The sequence below is a fragment of the Salegentibacter sp. BLCTC genome (assembly GCF_015143665.1).
Lineage (GTDB): Bacteria > Bacteroidota > Bacteroidia > Flavobacteriales > Flavobacteriaceae > Salegentibacter > Salegentibacter maritimus.
The window spans coordinates 17,506-36,631 of record NZ_WYEW01000015.1 but is presented as its reverse complement, the minus strand read 5'-3'; the positions used below and the strand labels follow the sequence as shown (position 1 = coordinate 36,631).

Sequence of the window (19,126 nt, the reverse complement as noted above, 5' to 3'; positions counted from 1 at the left end):
TTTGTATCCAGTTTTTTGCTTGTTCCTTATCCTGAAGGTCAAAATATTTGACTTCTGAACCGGTAAAGAAATGAGTAGCTTTAACGACCCATTCCTGCTATTTTTTTCGCCTACAAATTTTATGACTTTTTTCGATGATATTGTGGATTAGCGGATGGGTTTTTTATATCCTTCTTCGTGATTCTACCATTGATTTTAGCAGCAATCAAGTTTTCTTTTTCTATGTCCAATACCTATATCATTTTTTCAATTTTATAGGGTTTATATTAATTTAAGTGTATCTCCAAATACTCCAGAGCCTCAGGCATATCCAACTCGCGGGTTCCGTTCCCGGTTCTGATAAAGAAATGCGAACGATCGCCCAAATTCAAATACACAGGTTTTTGTGATTTGTGAACCCTTACATAACAGATATCCTTTTCTTCGAATTGGTAAAAGGCCACTTTAACCAAAGGGCAAAAATGAGTGCCGAACTTGAGGGACACCAATTGCATTATATATTGCTCAAACCCGTCCTTGCCAGGTTTTTTTAAAGTACCGCAATCCTGTTCCAGCCCCAGAATACTACCTTCATCATCAATTCCGATAATTAAATGCCCTTCTTGGGTGTTCATAAACCCGGCAATTGTTTTTGCTATTACGTCCTCCAAAGCCTTATTCGGTTTAAACTGCCTCAAATCCCATCTCAAGGTAGATTTAAATTCTACTTGCTGGTTTTCTCCTGCCGCAATCAGCTCCCTGATCTCCTCCAGCTTATCTCTTCTTCCGGTCAATTGAAATATTCTTTGCCTGACCATAAACATAAGCGACAAGGCAATGCCCAGCAGTCCAAATAGCAATTTGATGATGGCTTGATCCAAATCCCATGAACTAACTTCCTGCTGATATGAAGCAAGCAGAGATTTCCACCATTCGCCATTACCTCCCTGCATGTCATACATGTGGAGTGAAATAACCAGGGGCTGTATTATAAATAAGCCAAGGGCTAATCCAATGAATATAAAAACAAATACTTTGCGTTTTTTCATTTTTACCTTCTTTTATAAGCCATAGGTGCCATCGCTTTCGATGCCTGTGCCTTATAACTACTTCTTCTTATCCTGAAGGACTTTCTTCTTTTGTTCAAATTCCTCATCGCTTATCTCGCCCCGGGCGTATCGTTCTCTCAGGGCTTCCATAGCCTTATCCTTCCGTCTATTTTGTCCCGGGGTGGGATAAGGAATTAAGAATATCCAAAAGATGAGGATTATCCAAAGCCCCCACCATATCCAGTGCATTCCCCCAAAATTCCAGTTGTCCATCATAATCTTTCTGTTTAAATTTATTTAACTTTTTTAATGATTTCCTTTCTCCATCCATTCCTTGGCCAAATGTTTTTCTTCAAGGCTAAAGAATTTAATATGTGCCTTTGTAAAGGGTATCAAAACTTCGGTAAACTGTTCCTGCCATTTTGTAATTCCCACCAATGCAACCTTTTTAACGCGTTCTTCATTCGGAAGTTTCAGTTCAATGCCCTTCCAATACGCACTTGCAGTCCACCCCTCAAAATTTTCCATTTCAATATACCAGTATACTTTATGGTTTGCCTGTATATGGTTTTTTAATTGAGATATCAAATTGTCATAATCGGTAGCATCCAATCTATTTTGAGCTACCATATATACCTTGTTTTCTTTTTTATAAATTTTCATCATTGTTCCAATTTTTTAAATCAAAAAACTTAATCCAAGTCATTGCTACATTTCTCACAGACTCCCTTAGCCACCAGATTAATATCCTCTGCCACGTAACCTTCGGGCAGATTTATCTGAGGGATTTTATGTTCTGTAAGGCACACGGTTTCCCCGCAACTATTGCAATGAAAATGTAAGTGAAGGTCGTTACCCACCTCGCATTCACAATTGTCTTCACACAGGGCATATTTAATGATGCCGGTGCCATCCTCAATTTGATGCACAATTCCTTTTTCTTCAAATGTCTTCATAGTACGGAAAAGCGTACTCCTTTCCGAGCTTTCGAAATCTTTCCCAAGGTCGCCTAAACTAATGGCCACATTCAATTGTGCCAACCGTTTATAGGTCATCAGGCGCATTGCCGTAGGGCGGATGCCTTTGCTTTCTAACTTTTTTACTATTTTTTCCATTGGGCGTAAAAGGGTTTAGAAAATTTAACGCTTTAAGGATTCCCCGGTTTTTATCTTGAAAGCATCTTCAATGTCAGACAAATAAATGATGCCATCACCTGGATCCGGTGTTTTCCCGTTTTCCAGGATGATATTGATAGCCGATTGTGCTTCTTCATTTTGACATACCAGTTCTAACTTTACCACCGGGCTGTCGGTTACACGGAAATCTAAAGAAGGTGATGCGCCTTTTGCTTTAAATGCTCCGGTACCTTCCCCCTGAGACAGCGTCATACTTTTGAATCCGCTTTCGCTAAGGGATTCTATCACTATTTGAACCCGTTTTGGCTTTATAAATGCTTTTATTTCTTTCATTACTGTGGTTTTAATTTAGTATTAAGGATGAACCCTCTGGAATTTTAATCAAGACAAACATTTAACAGAGAGTCCATCCATCTATTTTTTTTAATTTAATGACCATGGGAAGTCTGGCTTTTCTGCATTTCAGAGACCAGATAATAGGCATTATTATAAGCAACCAAAGTACCTTCAGGCAGAGGCTCCAGCAGTTTAATTTCAACCCAACCATCTTCAGTTATTCCCGTTCTTACCTGCACCGGTTTCAATTCCCACTCGGTTTCACCATCTTCCTGGTGTTTTTGGGCCGTAAAGATGTAGGGATTTCCTTCTTCTTCAATTATTGCTTCTTCCGGTAAGGCAGGAACAGCTTCTTCACCCGTCCTGATTTTTCCTTTGATATACATACCAGGAATAAGATAATCTTTCTTATTATCTATTTCTGCATGTACGTGTACCGCTTTGGGGTTTTGTTCAAATTGTTTTCCCACGGAATAAATCTCTCCCGTTAAATTACTTCCAGGAACCGATTCCAGCGTAAAAGAAATTTTTTGACCTTCTTTAACCTTATAAATATCTTTTTCAAAAACCATTAGATCGGCATGAACATGTTCATTATCAACTACCATAAACATACTGGTTTGTGGTTCTACATATTGGCCAATTTGCACCTTTACTTTTTCTATATAACCTTCAATAGGACTAACTACCGGTATATATTCGTAAAGTTCCCCATTTCTAACCCTCGAAACACTCAGGTTTAACTGACGTAATTGTGATTCATATCCACGTACTTCACCTTGTACAGACTGATAATCTGCCTGTGTTTGTTGAAAAGATTTCCCCGACCCTACTTCGGCTTCATATAATCGTTTTTGCCTTGCAAATTCCTTTTCCAAAAACTGCATCCGGCTGTATGCATTTATATAGTCCGTTTGGATTTTCGTCAAAGTAGGATGGGAAAGGTAAGCCAGTATCTGACCCTTATTTACTTTATCCCCTTCAATAACTTTTATTGAATTTATATTGCCCCCTAAGACGGCCGTAACTGTAGCTTCGTATTGAGGCGGCACTTCTAGTTGTCCATTGGCTTCCACTATTCCTGATAATGCTTTCTTAGGTAAGGTATCTACTTTGATTCCCAAACTATTAAATTTCATCTCTGAAAGATGTACCGAGCGCATCCCGCCTTCTTCTTCATTGTGACCTTGTGTTTCTTTAGAATCCGATGCTTTAGTCTCCTGAGTATCTTTTTCCGAATTAGAATTTTCTTCACACCCCAAAAACAATGTAAGTGATAAGGCAAGCATTAAAATATTTATTGATCTTATGTTCATATCGTTTTCTTTCTTAGTTTTTAATTTGAATTTTCAAGGTAATATTCAAGTTGGTACCGGCTATCGAGATAATCATCGAAAGCACCCCAGGCATTTACCTCAATTCTAATGGCATCTCTTATATTCTGAAGGAAGGTTACATAATCTATAGCTCCTTCCTTAAAAGCTAATACAGCTCCATCCTGTTGCTCCTTAGCCAATGGAAGCGCTTCATTTTTATAATAATTCCAGGAGTTTCTCCATTTGATGAATTCTTCCCGCATATTTTTATAGGCGGTTTCCAGTTCGAGTTTATCCTGGTAAAAATTTTGCTCGGCAATCTTTCGATGGACTTTAGCTTCTTGTGTACGTCCTAATTCCGGTCCAAAAAATAGCGGGATTTGAATTCCCAATTGATATTGATAGAATCCCGACTGTCCATTTATTTCCTGCCTGGCATACTGGCCCTGAAATTTGGGCAGAAATTCTGATTTTCGTTCTCTGGTAATTGCTTTTGCAATATCCACCCTTTGTTCAGAAACCTGAAGCGATGGATGATTTTCAAGGGACTCTACCAGAAAGTTCAAAGGTTCGTCTAAGGTTTCAACGGGCAAATCTGGTACATCATAGATCGTATCACTGGCAAACCAGAGGTTTAGGCGCTGCAATGATTTCAGGTAATTTCGATAGGACTGTTCTAATTGTATTTTTACCTCATTCCCCTGATTAGAAGTGGCAAGATATTCGAGTTTAGAGGTAGCTTCTGTCTCATATCGAATCCTTGCGGCCCTTTCAATGTCTTCAAAAATTGAGTCCATCTTCCGGTAAACCTGATACATTTTTTTCCGGGTATAAACTGACGCCCAGGCTCTACTTACTTCACGTTCAACTTCTAAAGTATTTAATTCTAAAGCATTTTCGGCCAATGCGACCCTTTCTTTCTGCAATTTTAAACGCGGGGCAATTCCGAAAATATCAATGCCTTGTTGTTGGACGCCAATCTGGGTATAAATTCCATCAGAACCATTTCCTACTTCTTCCTTTCCTGTAAAGATTTGGGTATTTCCAAAATCATAAGCGGTTTTACGCAGTACTTCTTCACTTTCAATTTCAAGTTGGGCAGCTTTTAGCTGGGGAAAATTTTTAATTGCGATTTCTCTAGCCTCTTCCAAGCTAATTGTTTGTAAAGAATCCTGTTGTGAATATTCAGATGACATTGCATCAGATTGTGCATTTACAGAAAAGGTTCCGCCTAAAACTAAGCCAATTATCAAAATCGTAGCTAAAGATCGCGAATTGGAAGAACCTAGTTTATTCTGTTCTTTTTTCTCTCGTTTTCTTTCTACAAGGGTATATAGTACTGGTAATACAACCAGCGTAAGCAGTGTAGCTGTAAGCATCCCACCTATAACCACCGTAGCAAGTGGTTGTTGAACTTCTGCACCGGCTGATGTGGAAAATGCCATTGGTAAAAAACCGAAAATATCTGTTGTTGCTGTTAACATAATAGGTCGTATTCGTTCTTTGGTTCCTGTAAAAATTCTATCTCTTATACTGGTTACTCCTTCTTCTTTTAAAGAATTGAATCTATTTATTAGTACCAGCCCGTTTAAAACTGCAACCCCGAATAATACAATAAAACCTACCCCAGCAGAAATACTGAATGGCATTCCCCGCAACCAAAGGGCAAAAACACCTCCAATGGCAGCGAGGGGTATGGCTATATAGATCATGACAGATTGGGAAAACGATTTTAGGGCAAAATATAGAAGAACAAATATCAAGAAAAGGGCAATGGGTACAACAATTATCAAGCGGTCCTTAGCACTCTGAAGATTTTCGAATTCCCCCCCATAAGTTATATAATACCCGGGAGGTAATTCTAATTCTTCATCTAATCTTTGCTGAATATCATTAACGACTGACTCTACATCCCTTCCCCGGGCATTTACACCCACATAGGTTCTTCTGTAGGTATCATCTCTCGAAATTTGCATAGGGCCCGGAACATATTCGATATCTGCTATTTCTTTTATCGGTACCTGAGTTCCGTCGGGAAGATCGATATACATTCCACGCAAGTCATCAATATTCTTTCTATGTTCTTCATCAAATCTTACTACTAAATCGAATCGCTTTTCTCCTTCAAAAATGACTCCTGCGGTTCCTCCCGCAAAAGCAGTACTTATATAATCATTTGCTTTTTGGATATCCAGGCCATATTGAGCAATTTTATCACGGTTAAATTTCACGGTCATTTGTGGCAGCCCAGATGTTCGTTCAGGATTAACATCTCCTGCTCCAGGTACGGTCTGGATAATATTAGCCATTTCCTGTACCTTTTCCGACAACACATCCAGGTCCTCCCCATATAGTTTAACCGCAATATCTTCTCTTACTCCTTCTAATAATTCGTTGAACCTTAATTCTACAGGTTGAGTAAACACCAGATTTACCCCTGTAAGTTCTTTATTCAGTTTTTCCTTGATCTGTGCTATAAGTTCTTCTTTAGTTTCAGCGCTTGTCCATTTATCCTTATCCTTTTCAAGGATCAGATACATATCTGCGATATCCATTGGCATTGGATCTGTAGGAATGTCGGCTACTCCAATCCTTGCGGTTACCGTTTTAATTTCAGGGAAATTTTCTAGGAGTATGTTTTCTATTTTTTTGGAAACTTCAATAGATTCTGTTAATGAACTCCCTGGTCTGATCAAAGCCTGCATGGCAATATCTCCTTCATCAAGTTGAGGCACAAATTCTCCTCCCATTCTGGAAAAGATAAATCCGGCTATCACAAGTAGAATGGCGGCGGCCCCAACAACAATGAGCTTCAGTTTTAATGCCCCTTTCAGTAAAGGCATATACACTTTTTGGATTCCACCAATTATCTTATCACTTAACCTTTCCAACCAGCGTTCAAATCTTCCAAACCAGTTCTTTTTATTCTGAATGGGTTTCATAAATAGGGCAGACATCATAGGGACATAGGTAAGACATAAGAAAATAGCTCCAATCATCGCAAAACCGAAGGTATAAGCCATAGGCTTAAACATCTTTCCTTCTACCCCCGTAAGAAAAAGTATAGGAGTGAATACAATAAGAATTATAATCTGTCCAAAAAACGCGGAACTCATCATCGTACTTCCCGCATCATAGGCTACTTCATCCATTTTAGCCTGAGTAAATTTCAGTTTGCCTGATCTAATCCGTTTTTGTATTTCATACACGGTTCCTTCGATGATAATCACTGCACCGTCTATAATGATTCCAAAGTCAATAGCGCCCAAACTCATTAGATTAGCCCAGACATTGAATTGTTTCATTAAAATAAAAGCAAAAAGCAGTGATAGTGGAATCGTGGTTGCGGTAATAAGACCACCTCTTAGACTACCTAATAATAATACCAGGGCAAAAATTACTATTAATGCACCTTCCAGTAAATTAGTTTTGACTGTATCAGTCGTTCTGGCTATCAATTCACTCCGATCAATAATTGGTTCTATGGTTAAACCTTCAGGAAGTGACTTTTCAACTTCTGCCATCCTATCTTTAACATCCTGAATTACAGCATTGGGATTGGCACCTTTTAGCATCATAATTATCCCACCTACGGCTTCTTCTCCATCCTGGGTGAAAGCCCCGTAGCGTACCTGATTTCCAAACTGAACATCTTCCGCAACATCTCCAATAGTTATCGGAACAGCATTTTCGGTAGTAATAGCAATTTTCCTTATATCTTCCAGTGAACGGATTAAACCTTCACCTCTAATAAAATTTGACATTTTATTTTTCTCAATATAAGCTCCCCCTGTATTTACATTATTTCGAGCCAAAGCCTCGTAAACCTCAGAGATACTTATACCCATACTGTTTAATTTTTCCGGGTTTATTGCTACCTCATATTGTTTTATGGAGCCTCCAAAAGAATTTACTTCCACCACCCCATCCAGTAAGGTTAGCTGTCGTTTAACTATCCAATCCTGAATAGTTCGAAGCTCCATAGGGGAATATTCTGTTTCATATTCCTTTTTTGGCTTTATGGTATACTCATAGATTTGACCTAATCCGGTTGAAATAGGCCCCATCGAAGGACTTCCAAATTTATCGGGAATGGTCTCTCCCAATTCATTTAGTTTTTCCTGTACAAGTTGACGAGGAAGATAGGTTCCCATATCATCTTTGAAAACAATAGTAACTACCGAAAGTCCAAAACGTGAAATAGAGCGAATCTCTGTAACCCCAGGTAAATTACCCATCGAAAGTTCTACAGGATAGGTTACAAATTGTTCAATATCTTCTGTGGCAAGATTAGGTGACTGGGTAATCACCTGAACCTGATTATTAGTAATATCTGGTACCGATCCCAGGTTAACGGTCATCATGGACCAAATACCTGTTCCTATAAGTGCTAAGGTAAGTAGCCCAATAATAAATTTATTATTAATGGAAAATGAAATGATTCTATTGATCATATAAAAAATTAATTCAGTTAAACATTTCGATATTTTCTAAGAGTTGAAAAAATCGATAATACTGGTCCGGAGAATTTGTAGAACTCCAGGATGAGAAAGGATATAGTTATCCTATAAAAACTGAATTATACTTTTGGGGGATCTAAAAAAGAAAGGATAGGTTCTTCCACTGAGCTGTCAAAATGGACAAAGGCTTTTGATGGAATTTCAATAATCAAAGCCTTGAAATTTGAAGAACCGAAATCTACTGTATGCACATGGCAGCAATGGCAACTACAAAAAGGAGGGCATAAATCTGCTACTTTATCATGTGAATAGTCGATATCTAAATTCTGCGTAGCAACCACTGTTACTTCTGAATCAGAAATCACTTGTGAAGTGTCACTATCATTACAGGCTAATAAGTTAAGCCCGAATATATATAGAGATAATATGACAGCGATAATTTTCACACTACAAAGATAAAAAAAAATCAATGCACAGATTGTGCAAAGATGATTTAGAATTTCAGAAATCAAAAATTAATGACGCTATCCAAAGCATTATCGGCATCCCTATGCATAAAGTTAGATTGGTAATTTATAGTAGTGGTAATCGATGAATGTCTATATAATTTTTGGAGCATATTAATTGGGATTTTATCTTCCGATATATTCCCAAATGTATGTCTAGCAATGTGCATAGTTACTTTTTTTGATATTTTGGCTTTATCAGCGACCGATACCAAATATTTATTGAATTTCTTGTTGGCCGTTTTTGTTTTAGCATAGACATCTTTTGCATCTTGTAAATTTGCCTTTTTCATTTCCGGAAATATAAAATCGTCATCATTTTGTTTACTGTCCTGATAATATTCCAAAATCGGAAATATTTTATCTGGGATTTTAAGGGATAACAATTTTAAATTCTTGTTCATTCGATAATGCAGCCTTTCGTCATAAATATCGGTCCAACGAATTTTCAATACGTCAGCTACCCGAATTCCGGCAAAATAAAAACTGAAAAGCCAAACATTTCTAGCGTGAGTCTCGTTGTCGGTCAGATTTTCAACGGATTCAAGTTTTATGACCTCATTTTTGGTAAGGCCTATTTTTTCGGTTTCAGGGAACTTAATCCGTATTTTATCTGAACCGAAGGGATAGAGTTTTCTATCTACTATACCCAATTTAATAGCTCTATTATAGATAGTTCTAATCACAATAAGATTATTTACTATCGACCTTTCCGATAGGTTGTGTTTTGTACGGAGGTAAGTTTTAAATCTCTTTAGAAAGTTTTCATCAATTTCTTGAAAGGTAAGTTGTTTTGATTTGGTAAAGTTCAATACGTGGTTAACACGAGCCTTGTCGGTCGAGAGCCTAGACAGCTTTTCGTTTGCTTCTAAATCATCAAGAAAATCTTGTGCCACTTCGAAAAAAGTAACTGATTCGGAAGATGCATAAAGTTTCTCTTTTATTTGATTAGCCGATATATCCTTTTTGCTCGATTGCAAATCAATCAGCATCTTATTCGCCTCAGACAGTTTAGTACTAAGCAAGCCGTTTAACCTATCTGAGTAAGGGTGTGATTTTCTAACTCTAATATTTTTTCCATCCCAATCATTAGGGTCAATATTATGACCTATATAATGATAATTTGAGCGACGGTTTTTAGTAATACGAATACAAAGAGGACAATGCCCTTCTTTATTGGGCTTTTTCCGAAGTACTATTTTTGCGTTTGATGCCATATCTTAAGTATTGAGAATATAAAGATAATCATTTTTGGTACAACATAGGTACAACATTTATTGATTTTAGACCATATCAAATGAAATCAATAAAAATTAAATATTTATTAATCAGTTGATTATAAGTGTATTTAGTGAAATTTAATATCAAATACGCTGGATTCAAAATCCAGTTTCTTCGGAAGTGCGGGTTCGATTCCCGCCTCGAGTACTTTTAAGACTTCAAACAAAACCAAAACCCCGTAAAACTCAATGTTTACGGGGTTTTTTATTTTTTATAATATCAAATAATAACATTTGAACAGATATTAAAAGTGTCCCATTCGGTGCCCTTTTCAAAAGTCCAAAACAGGTCACCGAATCAACCTTAACATATTGATTTAATGTATTTTACAACTATTTTGTTTAGTTTTTTTTCTTTAGATTTATCATTCAAAATATATCATTATGCAGAACTTATTATCAATTCTCTTCTATATCAAGCGAAGTAAAACTAACAAACAAGGAAAAGTTCCTGTTTATATGAGAATCACCTATAATGGAAAAAGAGCTGAAGTTAGTACCATGAGAAGAGTGGAATTAAACAAATGGAATTCAAAAGCCAATTGTTTTAAAGGTCAATCGAACGAAGCTAAATCAGTAAACAGGCATCTGGATATTATGAAAAACCGCCTATACACTATATTTCAAAAACTTCAGGATTCAGATGAGAATATTTCGGCAGCTGTATTGAAAAATATATTTATAGGCAATGATGATTCATCGAAAAAGAGAATTCTGGAAATGTTTCAGGATCATAATTTAAGAATGGAAAAACTGGTTAATAAAGATTATTCATTTAGAACACTACAACGTTACAAGACCACAAAAAAGCATTTAACCAATTTTATTGCATCCCATTTTAAGACTGATGATTTTCGCGTAAAAGATATTGACATAAAATTCATTAATAGTTTTATTTACTATTTGAAAACAGATCTGAATCTTTCACATAATTCTGCTTTAAAATATCTAGCCTATTTGAAAAAAGTTGTCCGTATGGCTGTGGCCAATGGCTGGTTGGAAAAAGATCCCTTTTACAATTTTAAACTAAAGCGCCAGGTTATAGATCGGGAATTTTTAACGAAAGAGGAAATAATTAAAATAATGGAAAAGAGCCTTAGCATCCGAAGAATGGAACAAGTAAGGGACGCTTTTATATTCTCTTGTTATACTGGATGTTCTTATTCCGATATTGAAAAATTAACTGCACAAAATATTATTAGGGGAATTGATGGTAGCCAATGGTTAAAATTTAAAAGAACGAAAACCAAATCCCTAAGCAGTATTCCACTCTTAAAAGTTCCAGAAGAAATTATTAAAAAATATAAAAACATTACAAATCCCAAGGGCACTCTTTTACCAGTGCTATCCAATCAAAAAACAAATAGCTACTTAAAGGAAATTGCAGATGCCTGTGAAATTGAAAAGAATCTAACTTTCCATGTTGCAAGACATACATTTGCTACGACAATTACCCTTTCAAACGGTGTTCCCATTGAAAGTGTAAGTAAAATGCTTGGTCATAAATCAATAAAAATTACCCAACATTACGCCAAGATTTTGGACGGGAAATTAAGTGAGGATATGAATAATTTAAGAAGCCGAATGGCTGCTGACAACAGCAATTGATTTTTTTCGGCAACTAAGCTATAGATAGTTCCTGTATTGTTTATTGTTTAGTGAATAATATTTTCAGTCACACCTTTACATAAATTCCCTCAAAGCAAAATAAAATAATCATTGATTATTAAAAATCAAAAAGATTTAAACAAAGAGAAATCTCCAAGGAGAAAGAGTTTTTTTTCTAGAAACTTAAAGCATTCCCATGACAGCCAAATATCTAATTTTTAATGCAAAATTTTGAAATTTCCCTGTTAATAATATAATTAATTTTAATACTATCAGTTTAGGGAATAACCTAGTAATCCTTATTATTGATAAACTAAATTTATTGTTCACGCCCCAAAAGACCTGATATGCACCCTACACAAAAAATTTGCATCTTAGCTATTGATGACAATGCTATAAACCTTCTACTAATTGAACGACTTATTAAAAAGACATGTCCTGATGCCACGGTATTAAGCTGTAAGAATGGAGAAGATGCTATCCAAAAGTTTAAAGAAAACAAAGTAGATCTTATATTTCTAGATATTGAATTACCTACCATAGATGGATTTGAAACCGCAAGACTAATAAGAGAGTGTGAAACGGATGGTGGAAGAGCACAAATTATAGCGCTAAGCGGGTATAAAAAAGATCAATTAGAAGAAATAGGAGATATTATGTATATGGATGGATTTTTAAGAAAACCTATAAAATTACCACCATTGGAAGAGATTATAAAGAAGTTCATTACTGTAGGAATATAGTATTCATTTTTAACAAATTTATAGCACGACAAATTTAATATTGAAAATGAATAAACCTGAAGAAACTAGTAACGAGAGTGCCAGATTAAGAGAGTTAGATGCTTATAATATTGAAACCGCAGCGAGAGAAGACGATTTTGACTTCCTAACCAAAATGGCTGCTCAAATTTGTCATACCAAGATATCGCTTATAAGTCTGATTACAGCAGATAAACAATTGTTTCTTTCTAATGAAGGTTTAAAAAGCAGCGAAACCTGTAAAGAAATTTCCTTTTGCGCTCATGCCGTAAACCATCCTGATAAATTATTTATAGTAGAAAATGCGCAGGAAGATGAGCGTTTTAAAGATAATCCTCTGGTCACACAAGAACCTTTCATACGTTTTTATGCTGGCGTACCATTGGTTAATGAAAATGGATATGCACTAGGCACCTTATGTGTTATAGATTCTGAACCTAAAATTCTAGGTAATGAGCAAAAAAAATTATTGAGTAGCCTCGGAAACCAAGCGATGAAGCTTTTAGAGTTAAGAAAAAAGCAAATTCAAGCCAGTAATATTAATCAAGAACTTAGGAAAAATCTTGATTTATTGGAAGAAACTCAGCAAGCTAATAAAATTGGGGGTTGGGAGCTGCATATAGGAACGGGAAAAACAATTTGGACAGAATTTGTTTATCATATTCACGAGGTGTCTTTAGATTATGAATTTGATAAAAAAAGTGCAATAGAATTTTATCATCCTAACGATAGGGCAAAAATTAGTAAAGCAATAGAGGATACCATAGCAACTGGTAATCGATTTGATGTAACCTGCAGGTTAATTACAGCAAAAAATAATGAGATTTGGGTAAGAAGTACAGGCCGTAAAGTAGGAGATAAATTGATTGGAAGCTTCCAGGACATTACAGAATTTAAGAAAAATGAACTCAAATTTAGAGGAATTTTCAATTCCACATTTACACTTATTGGCTTTTTAGATCTCGATGGAACACTACTGGAAGCCAATGAGACCGCTTTAAAAGTTGCTAATCTTCAACCAGAAGATGTAATTGGCAAACCTTTCTGGGATTGTTACTGGTGGCAGATATCGGAAGAAACCAAAGAGGAGTTAAAAAGAAATTTTTACAAAGCTGCAAAAGGTGAAATGGTTTCTTACGAAGTGAAGGTATGGACTGCAAACAAAATTTCCACTACTATACTTTTTAGACTCAAACCTATATTTGACGACCATGATAATGTTGTTTATGTGTTACCAGAAGGAAGTCCGGTGCAGGATATTGTGGATGTTAGACAGCGGTTTAAATCTGTTATTGAAGGCACCAATGTGGGCACCTGGGAATGGAATGTCCAAACGGGTGAGACTATTTTTAATGAAAAATGGGCAGAAATTTTAGGTTATACTTTAGAGGAACTACAACCGGTAAGTATAAAAACCTGGACTGGACTGGCACATCCAGATGATCTTATAGAATCCAATCATCTGTTAAAGAAATGCTTCCAAAAAAGAGCCGAGTTTTACGAGTTTGAAAGCAGAATGAAACATAGAAATGGCGATTGGGTTTGGGTCATGGAGCGAGGGAAGGTATTTGAATGGACGCATGATGGTAAACCATTAAAAATGTACGGGACTCTCCAGGACATCAATCAACGTAAAAAATACGAAGAAGAATTAAGAGTAAGTGAAGAAGCATTTAGGGGAAATTTTGAAAATGCAGCCATAGGTATGGCTTTACTTAATGAAGAAGGAAAATGGTTAAAAGTTAATGAAAAAGTCTGTGAAATCTTAGGTTATACAGCTGAAGAACTGATGCAACTTACTTTTCAGGATATTACCCATCCCGAAGACTTAGATAAAGATTTAAATTTACTTAAGGAAGTAATTGAAGGTAAACGAACGAATTATAATTTGGAAAAAAGATATTTTCATAAAAATGGAAATATTGTTCATATAATTCTCGCTGTTTCAGTAGTAAGGAATCATAGTGGAGCCATTCTTTATTTCGTATCTCAAATAATTGACATTACTGCAGCAAAGAAACATACCCAGAAATTAAAATATCAGCAGAATTTACTAAATGCCTTGTACGAATTATCACCTATTGGTATTGCTCTTAATGACTTTGAAACGGGAAAATTTAAGGATGTTAATAATAAGTTGATTGAGCCTTCTGGTTATACTCGAAAAGAATTTTTGAATTTGAGTTATTGGGATTTAACCCCCATAGAATATGAGACCAGAGAGAAAAATGCACTCAAACATTTGGAGGAAACAGGAGTGTACGGACCATTTCAAAAAGAATTTAAACGAAAAGATGGATCTAGATACCCGGTTCTTTTACGGGGAGTGATGGTGGAGGATCTCAATAAAAATAAATTCATTTGGTCTTTTATTCAGGACATAAGTAAAGAGAAAGAAGCAGAGAAAAAGTTACAGGCAGCCCTTTCCAATCTTCAGGCTATATTAGATGCAAGTACTCAAGTAATTATCATTGCAACTAACAAAAAGGGCTTAATCACTCATTTTAATTCAGGGGCAGAAACTGCATTAGGATATAAGCAGGAGGAAGTACTCGGGAGATTAACTCCACTATCTATTCATGAAAAGCAGGAAATTAGGGATGAAGCAAAAAAAATTGCTGATAGTAATCGAAAATTCTCAGATTTTGAAATACTTACCCACGAGGCTCATAAAGAAAAATCTGGGGCTAAAGAATGGACCTATATTAGAAAAGATGGTAGTAAGTTTACTGTCCTATTATCAGTAACTGCTATTAAAAAAAACGATAAAATTACAGGCTATCTTGGAGTGGCAGTAGATATTTCAGAATTAAAAAGGGTTGAAACTGAGATTAAATCTTTGCTTGACATCACCCAGGATCAAAACAACCGCTTAAAGAATTTCGCTCATATCGTTTCCCATAATTTGAGATCCCATAGCTCTGGAATTATTGGCCTATTAGATGTATTAGAAACCGACCATCCAGAATTGAAAAGTAATGAGCTTTTTATAATGGTTAGTCGTGGCGCAGAAAATTTGCAACAAACCGTGGAAGATCTTAGTGATGTAATATCAGTTAGCTTCAATAAAGCTAATCTACATACTGTCAATTTGCATGATGTGATCGAAAAAAATATAGATAGCTTATCCAGTCAAATAAGAAATGCAAAAATAAACATTGAAAACTTGGTTGATCTAAACGCAAAAATTAAGGGGGTTCCTGCCTATATAGAAAGTATAGTTTTAAATTTCATCACTAACGCTATCAAATATAGGTCACCTGAAAGAAATAGTTATTTAAAAATTTACAGTACTGTTAAGAAAGATAAAACAATGCTATTCTTCAAAGATAATGGTCTGGGAATGGATTTAAAAAACCACGGAGACCGTTTGTTCAAAATGTATAAGACTTTTCACAGCCATGAGGATTCTAGAGGTTTAGGATTATTCATTGTTAAAAACCAAATAGAAAGTATGAACGGAAAAATTGAAGTGGAGAGTCAAGAAAATATTGGTACAACTTTTAAAGTCATTCTATATAATGAAAAAGATTAATTTTGCATGAGTCATAGAAAGTGATCCTTTGCATCAAACAATTACTTAAAACACTTTAAACCCACCGGCCCTGCAACTAATTTAAAACATTCAAACACGGCAAGAAAGTTTATGATCTATATCGTTCCCTTTTTAGCGTGGAAGAGTACAAATTAGAATTAATATTACTTGATGAAACCTATTAAACTAAATCAATTAAAAACCGTGAAAAGTAACACTGATCACTGAATTTTTTTAAAAAAATGCCATCTTCATTTCTTACTAATTCAAAGACTATAATTTATTCTAAAGATAAGGCTTTAGACAAAGTAATTAGAACCTACAAAATTTCAATTTTTAAGAATCGATAACAATAGATCGCAAAATGTGTATAGTTAATCTAGAAATTACATGAAAGCATTTACCTCATCAAGTTAACTTATTCTCATTCCGATGAGTCACTCCTTTTTAGTATACCTCTAGACAAAAAGGTCCCTTCTTATAATATTGGTTTTTAAGAAAGGTTGCATCAGATGAAACTCCTTATTTACAATAGAAAATTCATTAGATTTCGCTTTTTATATTTTTGCTCTAAAAAAGATTTCCTAATTTCGCAAGCTTATCCTATAAGGATGAGAGAGATAACAGCTTTATCAAAACATTATTCAAAATCACTCTATTTAAAAATAGAGTGTACCAAATGCATGTTGTTATTAATTAATAGGCGAAATTTATGGAGGTAGTTATTATTGAAGATGAGGAATTAGCTGCAGATTCTTTAGAGAGTTTGTTATTAAAAACACACTATAATTTATCTATCAAAAAAAAATTAGGAAGTGTAGAGCAAGCTTTGGAATGGTTTAAAAACAACACCTGTGATCTAATATTTAGCGACATTAGCCTTGGGGATGGTGAAAGTTTTGAGATTTTTGAGATTTTAAAGATTGACATCCCAATTATATTCACTACTGCCTTTAATCAATATGCTATCCAATCTTTCCAATTTAATGCTATTGATTATTTATTAAAACCCTATGAGAAAGAAAAATTAAATAGAGCTTTAGAAAAATTTTTTAGTTACAAAAATCAGACTTCTTCTGCCAGTGAAAGCAAAAATGAACTGGATAATTTAATTGCCCAATTAAAAATAATTCCAGAAATAAATCAGAAAAAAACACGCTTTCTTGTTTCTAAAGGCGAAGAATTAGTTTCCATAAGTAGCGAGGATATAGCCTACTTTATGGCTGAAAATAAATCGCTTTTTTTATGTAAAAAAGACGGTGAAATTTTTCTATATGATGACACCATATCCAATCTTGAAAAAAAATTAGATCTAAAAGATTTTTTCAAAATAAACCGAAAGTTCATTGTTCAACACAACGCAATCAAATCAATAGTAAAATATAGCCAAAATAGACTCAAATTAGAACTACATCCATTGCCCAATACCCAGGACCCAGTTTTAATAAGTGCTAAAAACATTCAATCCTTCAAGAGCTGGTTAAATAATTAGAATGAAGTCTTATAAATTTCTACACCAGTTCCAAAAGCACCAAAAATATTTCTACGCTAGCTTAATATTGATTTTCTTTTTTTTTGCTGCAAGTGCTGTAATTACACCAAAAATAACTTTGGTAGCAGAAAGCCTATTGGAGGATGTGATTCACGAAAGCCTTAATTCAAAAAAGAATAGTATTAAATTTGAATTCAATAATCTCAATAATTTTCTGATATACTCGGAAAATCTGATTAAAAACTCTTCTAATACTTCCTATAAGGAGTTAGAAAAAAAATTAACTTTAATAAAAGATATAGCTCTTTTTTCCGATCTCATTTCAGATAGTTTTCTTTATGTAATGACCCCTAATGGAACTAAGAGTATTGAATCCTCCAATTTCACAAATGAATCGTTTAAACTAAAAAAAGGCATATCAAAGGATTTAGATGTTTCGAACTCTCCTAAATTTATAGATACGGTTATAGCATCCACAGAGAATGTTATATATAGGAAATCTTACATGCAGAATCAAAGTGAAGATACTATTCTGGTTGTAGGATATGATATTGATTTATTGGCTTTCTGGAAAAATTTTTCAGAGAACAATGTCGCACGAATTGGTTATACTGTGGTTACAGATAGCCACGGCATCTGTCTACTGCATCCTGAAACAAAATTTATTGGAAAAAAGCTGAATCGATATTTTAATAATGTTTCGATCCAAAATATTCTTAATAATGAAAATACATCACCGGGGATTCGTCTAAAAGATGAAACCACATCGCAGTATTTAAATTTAGAAGTAAGACGTTATTTTGACAAAATTGTAGTAGGTAACAATTCGTTAATTGTAATCGAAAGTTTTCCATTAGATATGGTTTTAAAAGAAAAAACTGAACAGATTCAAGATTACTTTCTATGGATTAGCTTACTTGCTTTTATAATTTTTATGCTATTATTTCTGGTCTCACGGTATCAACTTAAGGAAGAATTTCTTGAAAATCTTCAAATAGTTGAAGAAAAGGAAAAGCTAATAAATGCCAATGAAAAGTATCAAAAGGAGAATGCAGTTTTACAGCTTACCCAATTGAAAAAGAAGATAAACCCCCATTTTCTCTTTAACAGCCTTAACTCCTTGCATATTCTTATTGATTCCAAACCAGAATTATCAAAAGAATTTGTTATTAAACTAGCAGATGTTTATCGATACCTCCTTGAAAACAAGGAAGGCAATTTAATAACCGTAAAAAAAGAAATCACCTTTTTAAAACAATATTTCTTTCTTCATGAAATTCGTTTTAAAAAAAGTATAAATGTGACTATAAATAACACCTGTAAAGACGAAAGCATTCTATACAAGAGGATTCCTTTCCTAGCACTTGAAATACTAGTTGAGAATGCTATTAAGCATAATGAATTCACCAAACATCATCCATTAAATATAGAGATTCTTATCGGAAGTAGTAAAATTCAAGTTATGAATAACTACGTCCCTCGTAAGCTCAAGAATTCGGAAAGCCACAAAATAGGATTAAACTATTTAAAAAACTCGTACAAATATTACAATGTAAAAACCTTTAAAACAGAGATTTCTGACGGAAAATTCATTTGCCACCTCCCTCTATTAACGTAAACTTAAACTTCACTCCATAAATTGCTGAGTTCACTCCATTTGATTTTTAT

The 19,126-nt window shown here is 34.7% G+C and carries 14 protein-coding genes; 5 read left to right on the top strand and 9 right to left on the bottom strand.

All coding sequences use genetic code 11. The features are described 5' to 3' along the window. Positions 1-266: 266 nt before the first annotated feature. The 9 genes from GUB10_RS15350 to GUB10_RS15310 form a co-directional block, all read right to left on the bottom strand. Positions 267-1,028, bottom strand: a complete 762-nt coding sequence (locus tag GUB10_RS15350; RefSeq protein WP_057482986.1) for a helix-turn-helix domain-containing protein — start codon at positions 1,026-1,028, stop codon at positions 267-269. Positions 1,029-1,085: 57 nt separating this feature from the next. Continuing rightward, positions 1,086-1,304, bottom strand: coding sequence for an SHOCT domain-containing protein (locus tag GUB10_RS15345; RefSeq protein WP_008615618.1), 219 nt, complete (start codon positions 1,302-1,304; stop codon positions 1,086-1,088). 30 nt (positions 1,305-1,334) lie between these two features. Then, entirely contained in the window at positions 1,335-1,694 is a 360-nt protein-coding gene (locus GUB10_RS15340; protein ID WP_057482985.1) for an STAS/SEC14 domain-containing protein, read from the bottom strand. 26 nt (positions 1,695-1,720) lie between these two features. After that, complete coding sequence (locus GUB10_RS15335; RefSeq protein WP_057482984.1) at positions 1,721-2,143, bottom strand: Fur family transcriptional regulator; 423 nt, start codon at positions 2,141-2,143, stop codon at positions 1,721-1,723. A 24-nt stretch (positions 2,144-2,167) separates the two neighbouring features. Next, complete coding sequence (locus GUB10_RS15330; protein ID WP_057482983.1) at positions 2,168-2,497, bottom strand: P-II family nitrogen regulator; 330 nt, start codon at positions 2,495-2,497, stop codon at positions 2,168-2,170. A 95-nt stretch (positions 2,498-2,592) separates the two neighbouring features. Further along, a complete protein-coding gene (locus tag GUB10_RS15325) occupies positions 2,593-3,816 on the bottom strand; it encodes an efflux RND transporter periplasmic adaptor subunit (RefSeq protein WP_193712342.1) in 1,224 nt (407 codons plus the stop codon). A 20-nt stretch (positions 3,817-3,836) separates the two neighbouring features. Beyond that, positions 3,837-8,270, bottom strand: a complete 4,434-nt coding sequence (locus GUB10_RS15320; protein ID WP_193712341.1) for a CusA/CzcA family heavy metal efflux RND transporter — start codon at positions 8,268-8,270, stop codon at positions 3,837-3,839. Between the two features lie 125 nt (positions 8,271-8,395). Continuing rightward, the gene (locus GUB10_RS15315) at positions 8,396-8,722 is read right to left on the bottom strand and encodes a DUF6660 family protein (RefSeq protein ID WP_225573949.1); all 327 of its coding nucleotides are present in this window, start codon (positions 8,720-8,722) and stop codon (positions 8,396-8,398) included. Between the two features lie 62 nt (positions 8,723-8,784). Then, positions 8,785-9,999 (bottom strand): site-specific integrase, encoded by a 1,215-nt coding sequence (locus GUB10_RS15310; protein WP_008610969.1) that lies wholly within the window; start codon positions 9,997-9,999, stop codon positions 8,785-8,787. 447 nt (positions 10,000-10,446) lie between these two features. On the opposite strand from GUB10_RS15310, the gene GUB10_RS15305 reads away from it, so the two are divergent. From GUB10_RS15305 to GUB10_RS16200, 5 genes are all read left to right on the top strand, one after another. Then, positions 10,447-11,670, top strand: coding sequence for a site-specific integrase (locus tag GUB10_RS15305; protein ID WP_193712340.1), 1,224 nt, complete (start codon positions 10,447-10,449; stop codon positions 11,668-11,670). Positions 11,671-12,017: 347 nt separating this feature from the next. Beyond that, positions 12,018-12,413 carry a response regulator gene (locus tag GUB10_RS15300; protein ID WP_193712339.1) on the top strand — a complete coding sequence of 132 codons (396 nt, stop codon included), beginning with the start codon at positions 12,018-12,020 and terminating at the stop codon, positions 12,411-12,413. A gap of 46 nt (positions 12,414-12,459) precedes the next feature. Beyond that, positions 12,460-15,966 carry a PAS domain S-box protein gene (locus tag GUB10_RS15295; RefSeq protein ID WP_193712338.1) on the top strand — a complete coding sequence of 1,169 codons (3,507 nt, stop codon included), beginning with the start codon at positions 12,460-12,462 and terminating at the stop codon, positions 15,964-15,966. A gap of 712 nt (positions 15,967-16,678) precedes the next feature. Continuing rightward, on the top strand, positions 16,679-17,458 hold the full coding sequence (locus tag GUB10_RS15290; protein ID WP_193712337.1) for a LytTR family DNA-binding domain-containing protein: 780 nt from the start codon (positions 16,679-16,681) through the stop codon (positions 17,456-17,458). A 145-nt stretch (positions 17,459-17,603) separates the two neighbouring features. Beyond that, complete coding sequence (locus GUB10_RS16200; RefSeq protein ID WP_193712336.1) at positions 17,604-19,076, top strand: sensor histidine kinase; 1,473 nt, start codon at positions 17,604-17,606, stop codon at positions 19,074-19,076. The last annotated feature ends 50 nt before the right edge of the window (positions 19,077-19,126 follow it).

What these genes read in the sequence shown, in the direction of transcription:
- GUB10_RS15350 (WP_057482986.1), bottom strand. Translation starts at nt 1,028, where the DNA reads ATGAAAAAACGCAAAGTATTTGTTTTTATATTCATTGGATTAGCCCTT.
- GUB10_RS15345 (WP_008615618.1), bottom strand. Translation starts at nt 1,304, where the DNA reads ATGATGGACAACTGGAATTTTGGGGGAATGCACTGGATATGGTGGGGG.
- GUB10_RS15340 (WP_057482985.1), bottom strand. Translation starts at nt 1,694, where the DNA reads ATGATGAAAATTTATAAAAAAGAAAACAAGGTATATATGGTAGCTCAA.
- GUB10_RS15335 (WP_057482984.1), bottom strand. Translation starts at nt 2,143, where the DNA reads ATGGAAAAAATAGTAAAAAAGTTAGAAAGCAAAGGCATCCGCCCTACG.
- GUB10_RS15330 (WP_057482983.1), bottom strand. Translation starts at nt 2,497, where the DNA reads ATGAAAGAAATAAAAGCATTTATAAAGCCAAAACGGGTTCAAATAGTG.
- GUB10_RS15325 (WP_193712342.1), bottom strand. Translation starts at nt 3,816, where the DNA reads ATGAACATAAGATCAATAAATATTTTAATGCTTGCCTTATCACTTACA.
- GUB10_RS15320 (WP_193712341.1), bottom strand. Translation starts at nt 8,270, where the DNA reads ATGATCAATAGAATCATTTCATTTTCCATTAATAATAAATTTATTATT.
- GUB10_RS15310 (WP_008610969.1), bottom strand. Translation starts at nt 9,999, where the DNA reads ATGGCATCAAACGCAAAAATAGTACTTCGGAAAAAGCCCAATAAAGAA.
- GUB10_RS15305 (WP_193712340.1), top strand. Translation starts at nt 10,447, where the DNA reads ATGCAGAACTTATTATCAATTCTCTTCTATATCAAGCGAAGTAAAACT.
- GUB10_RS15300 (WP_193712339.1), top strand. Translation starts at nt 12,018, where the DNA reads ATGCACCCTACACAAAAAATTTGCATCTTAGCTATTGATGACAATGCT.
- GUB10_RS15295 (WP_193712338.1), top strand. Translation starts at nt 12,460, where the DNA reads ATGAATAAACCTGAAGAAACTAGTAACGAGAGTGCCAGATTAAGAGAG.
- GUB10_RS15290 (WP_193712337.1), top strand. Translation starts at nt 16,679, where the DNA reads ATGGAGGTAGTTATTATTGAAGATGAGGAATTAGCTGCAGATTCTTTA.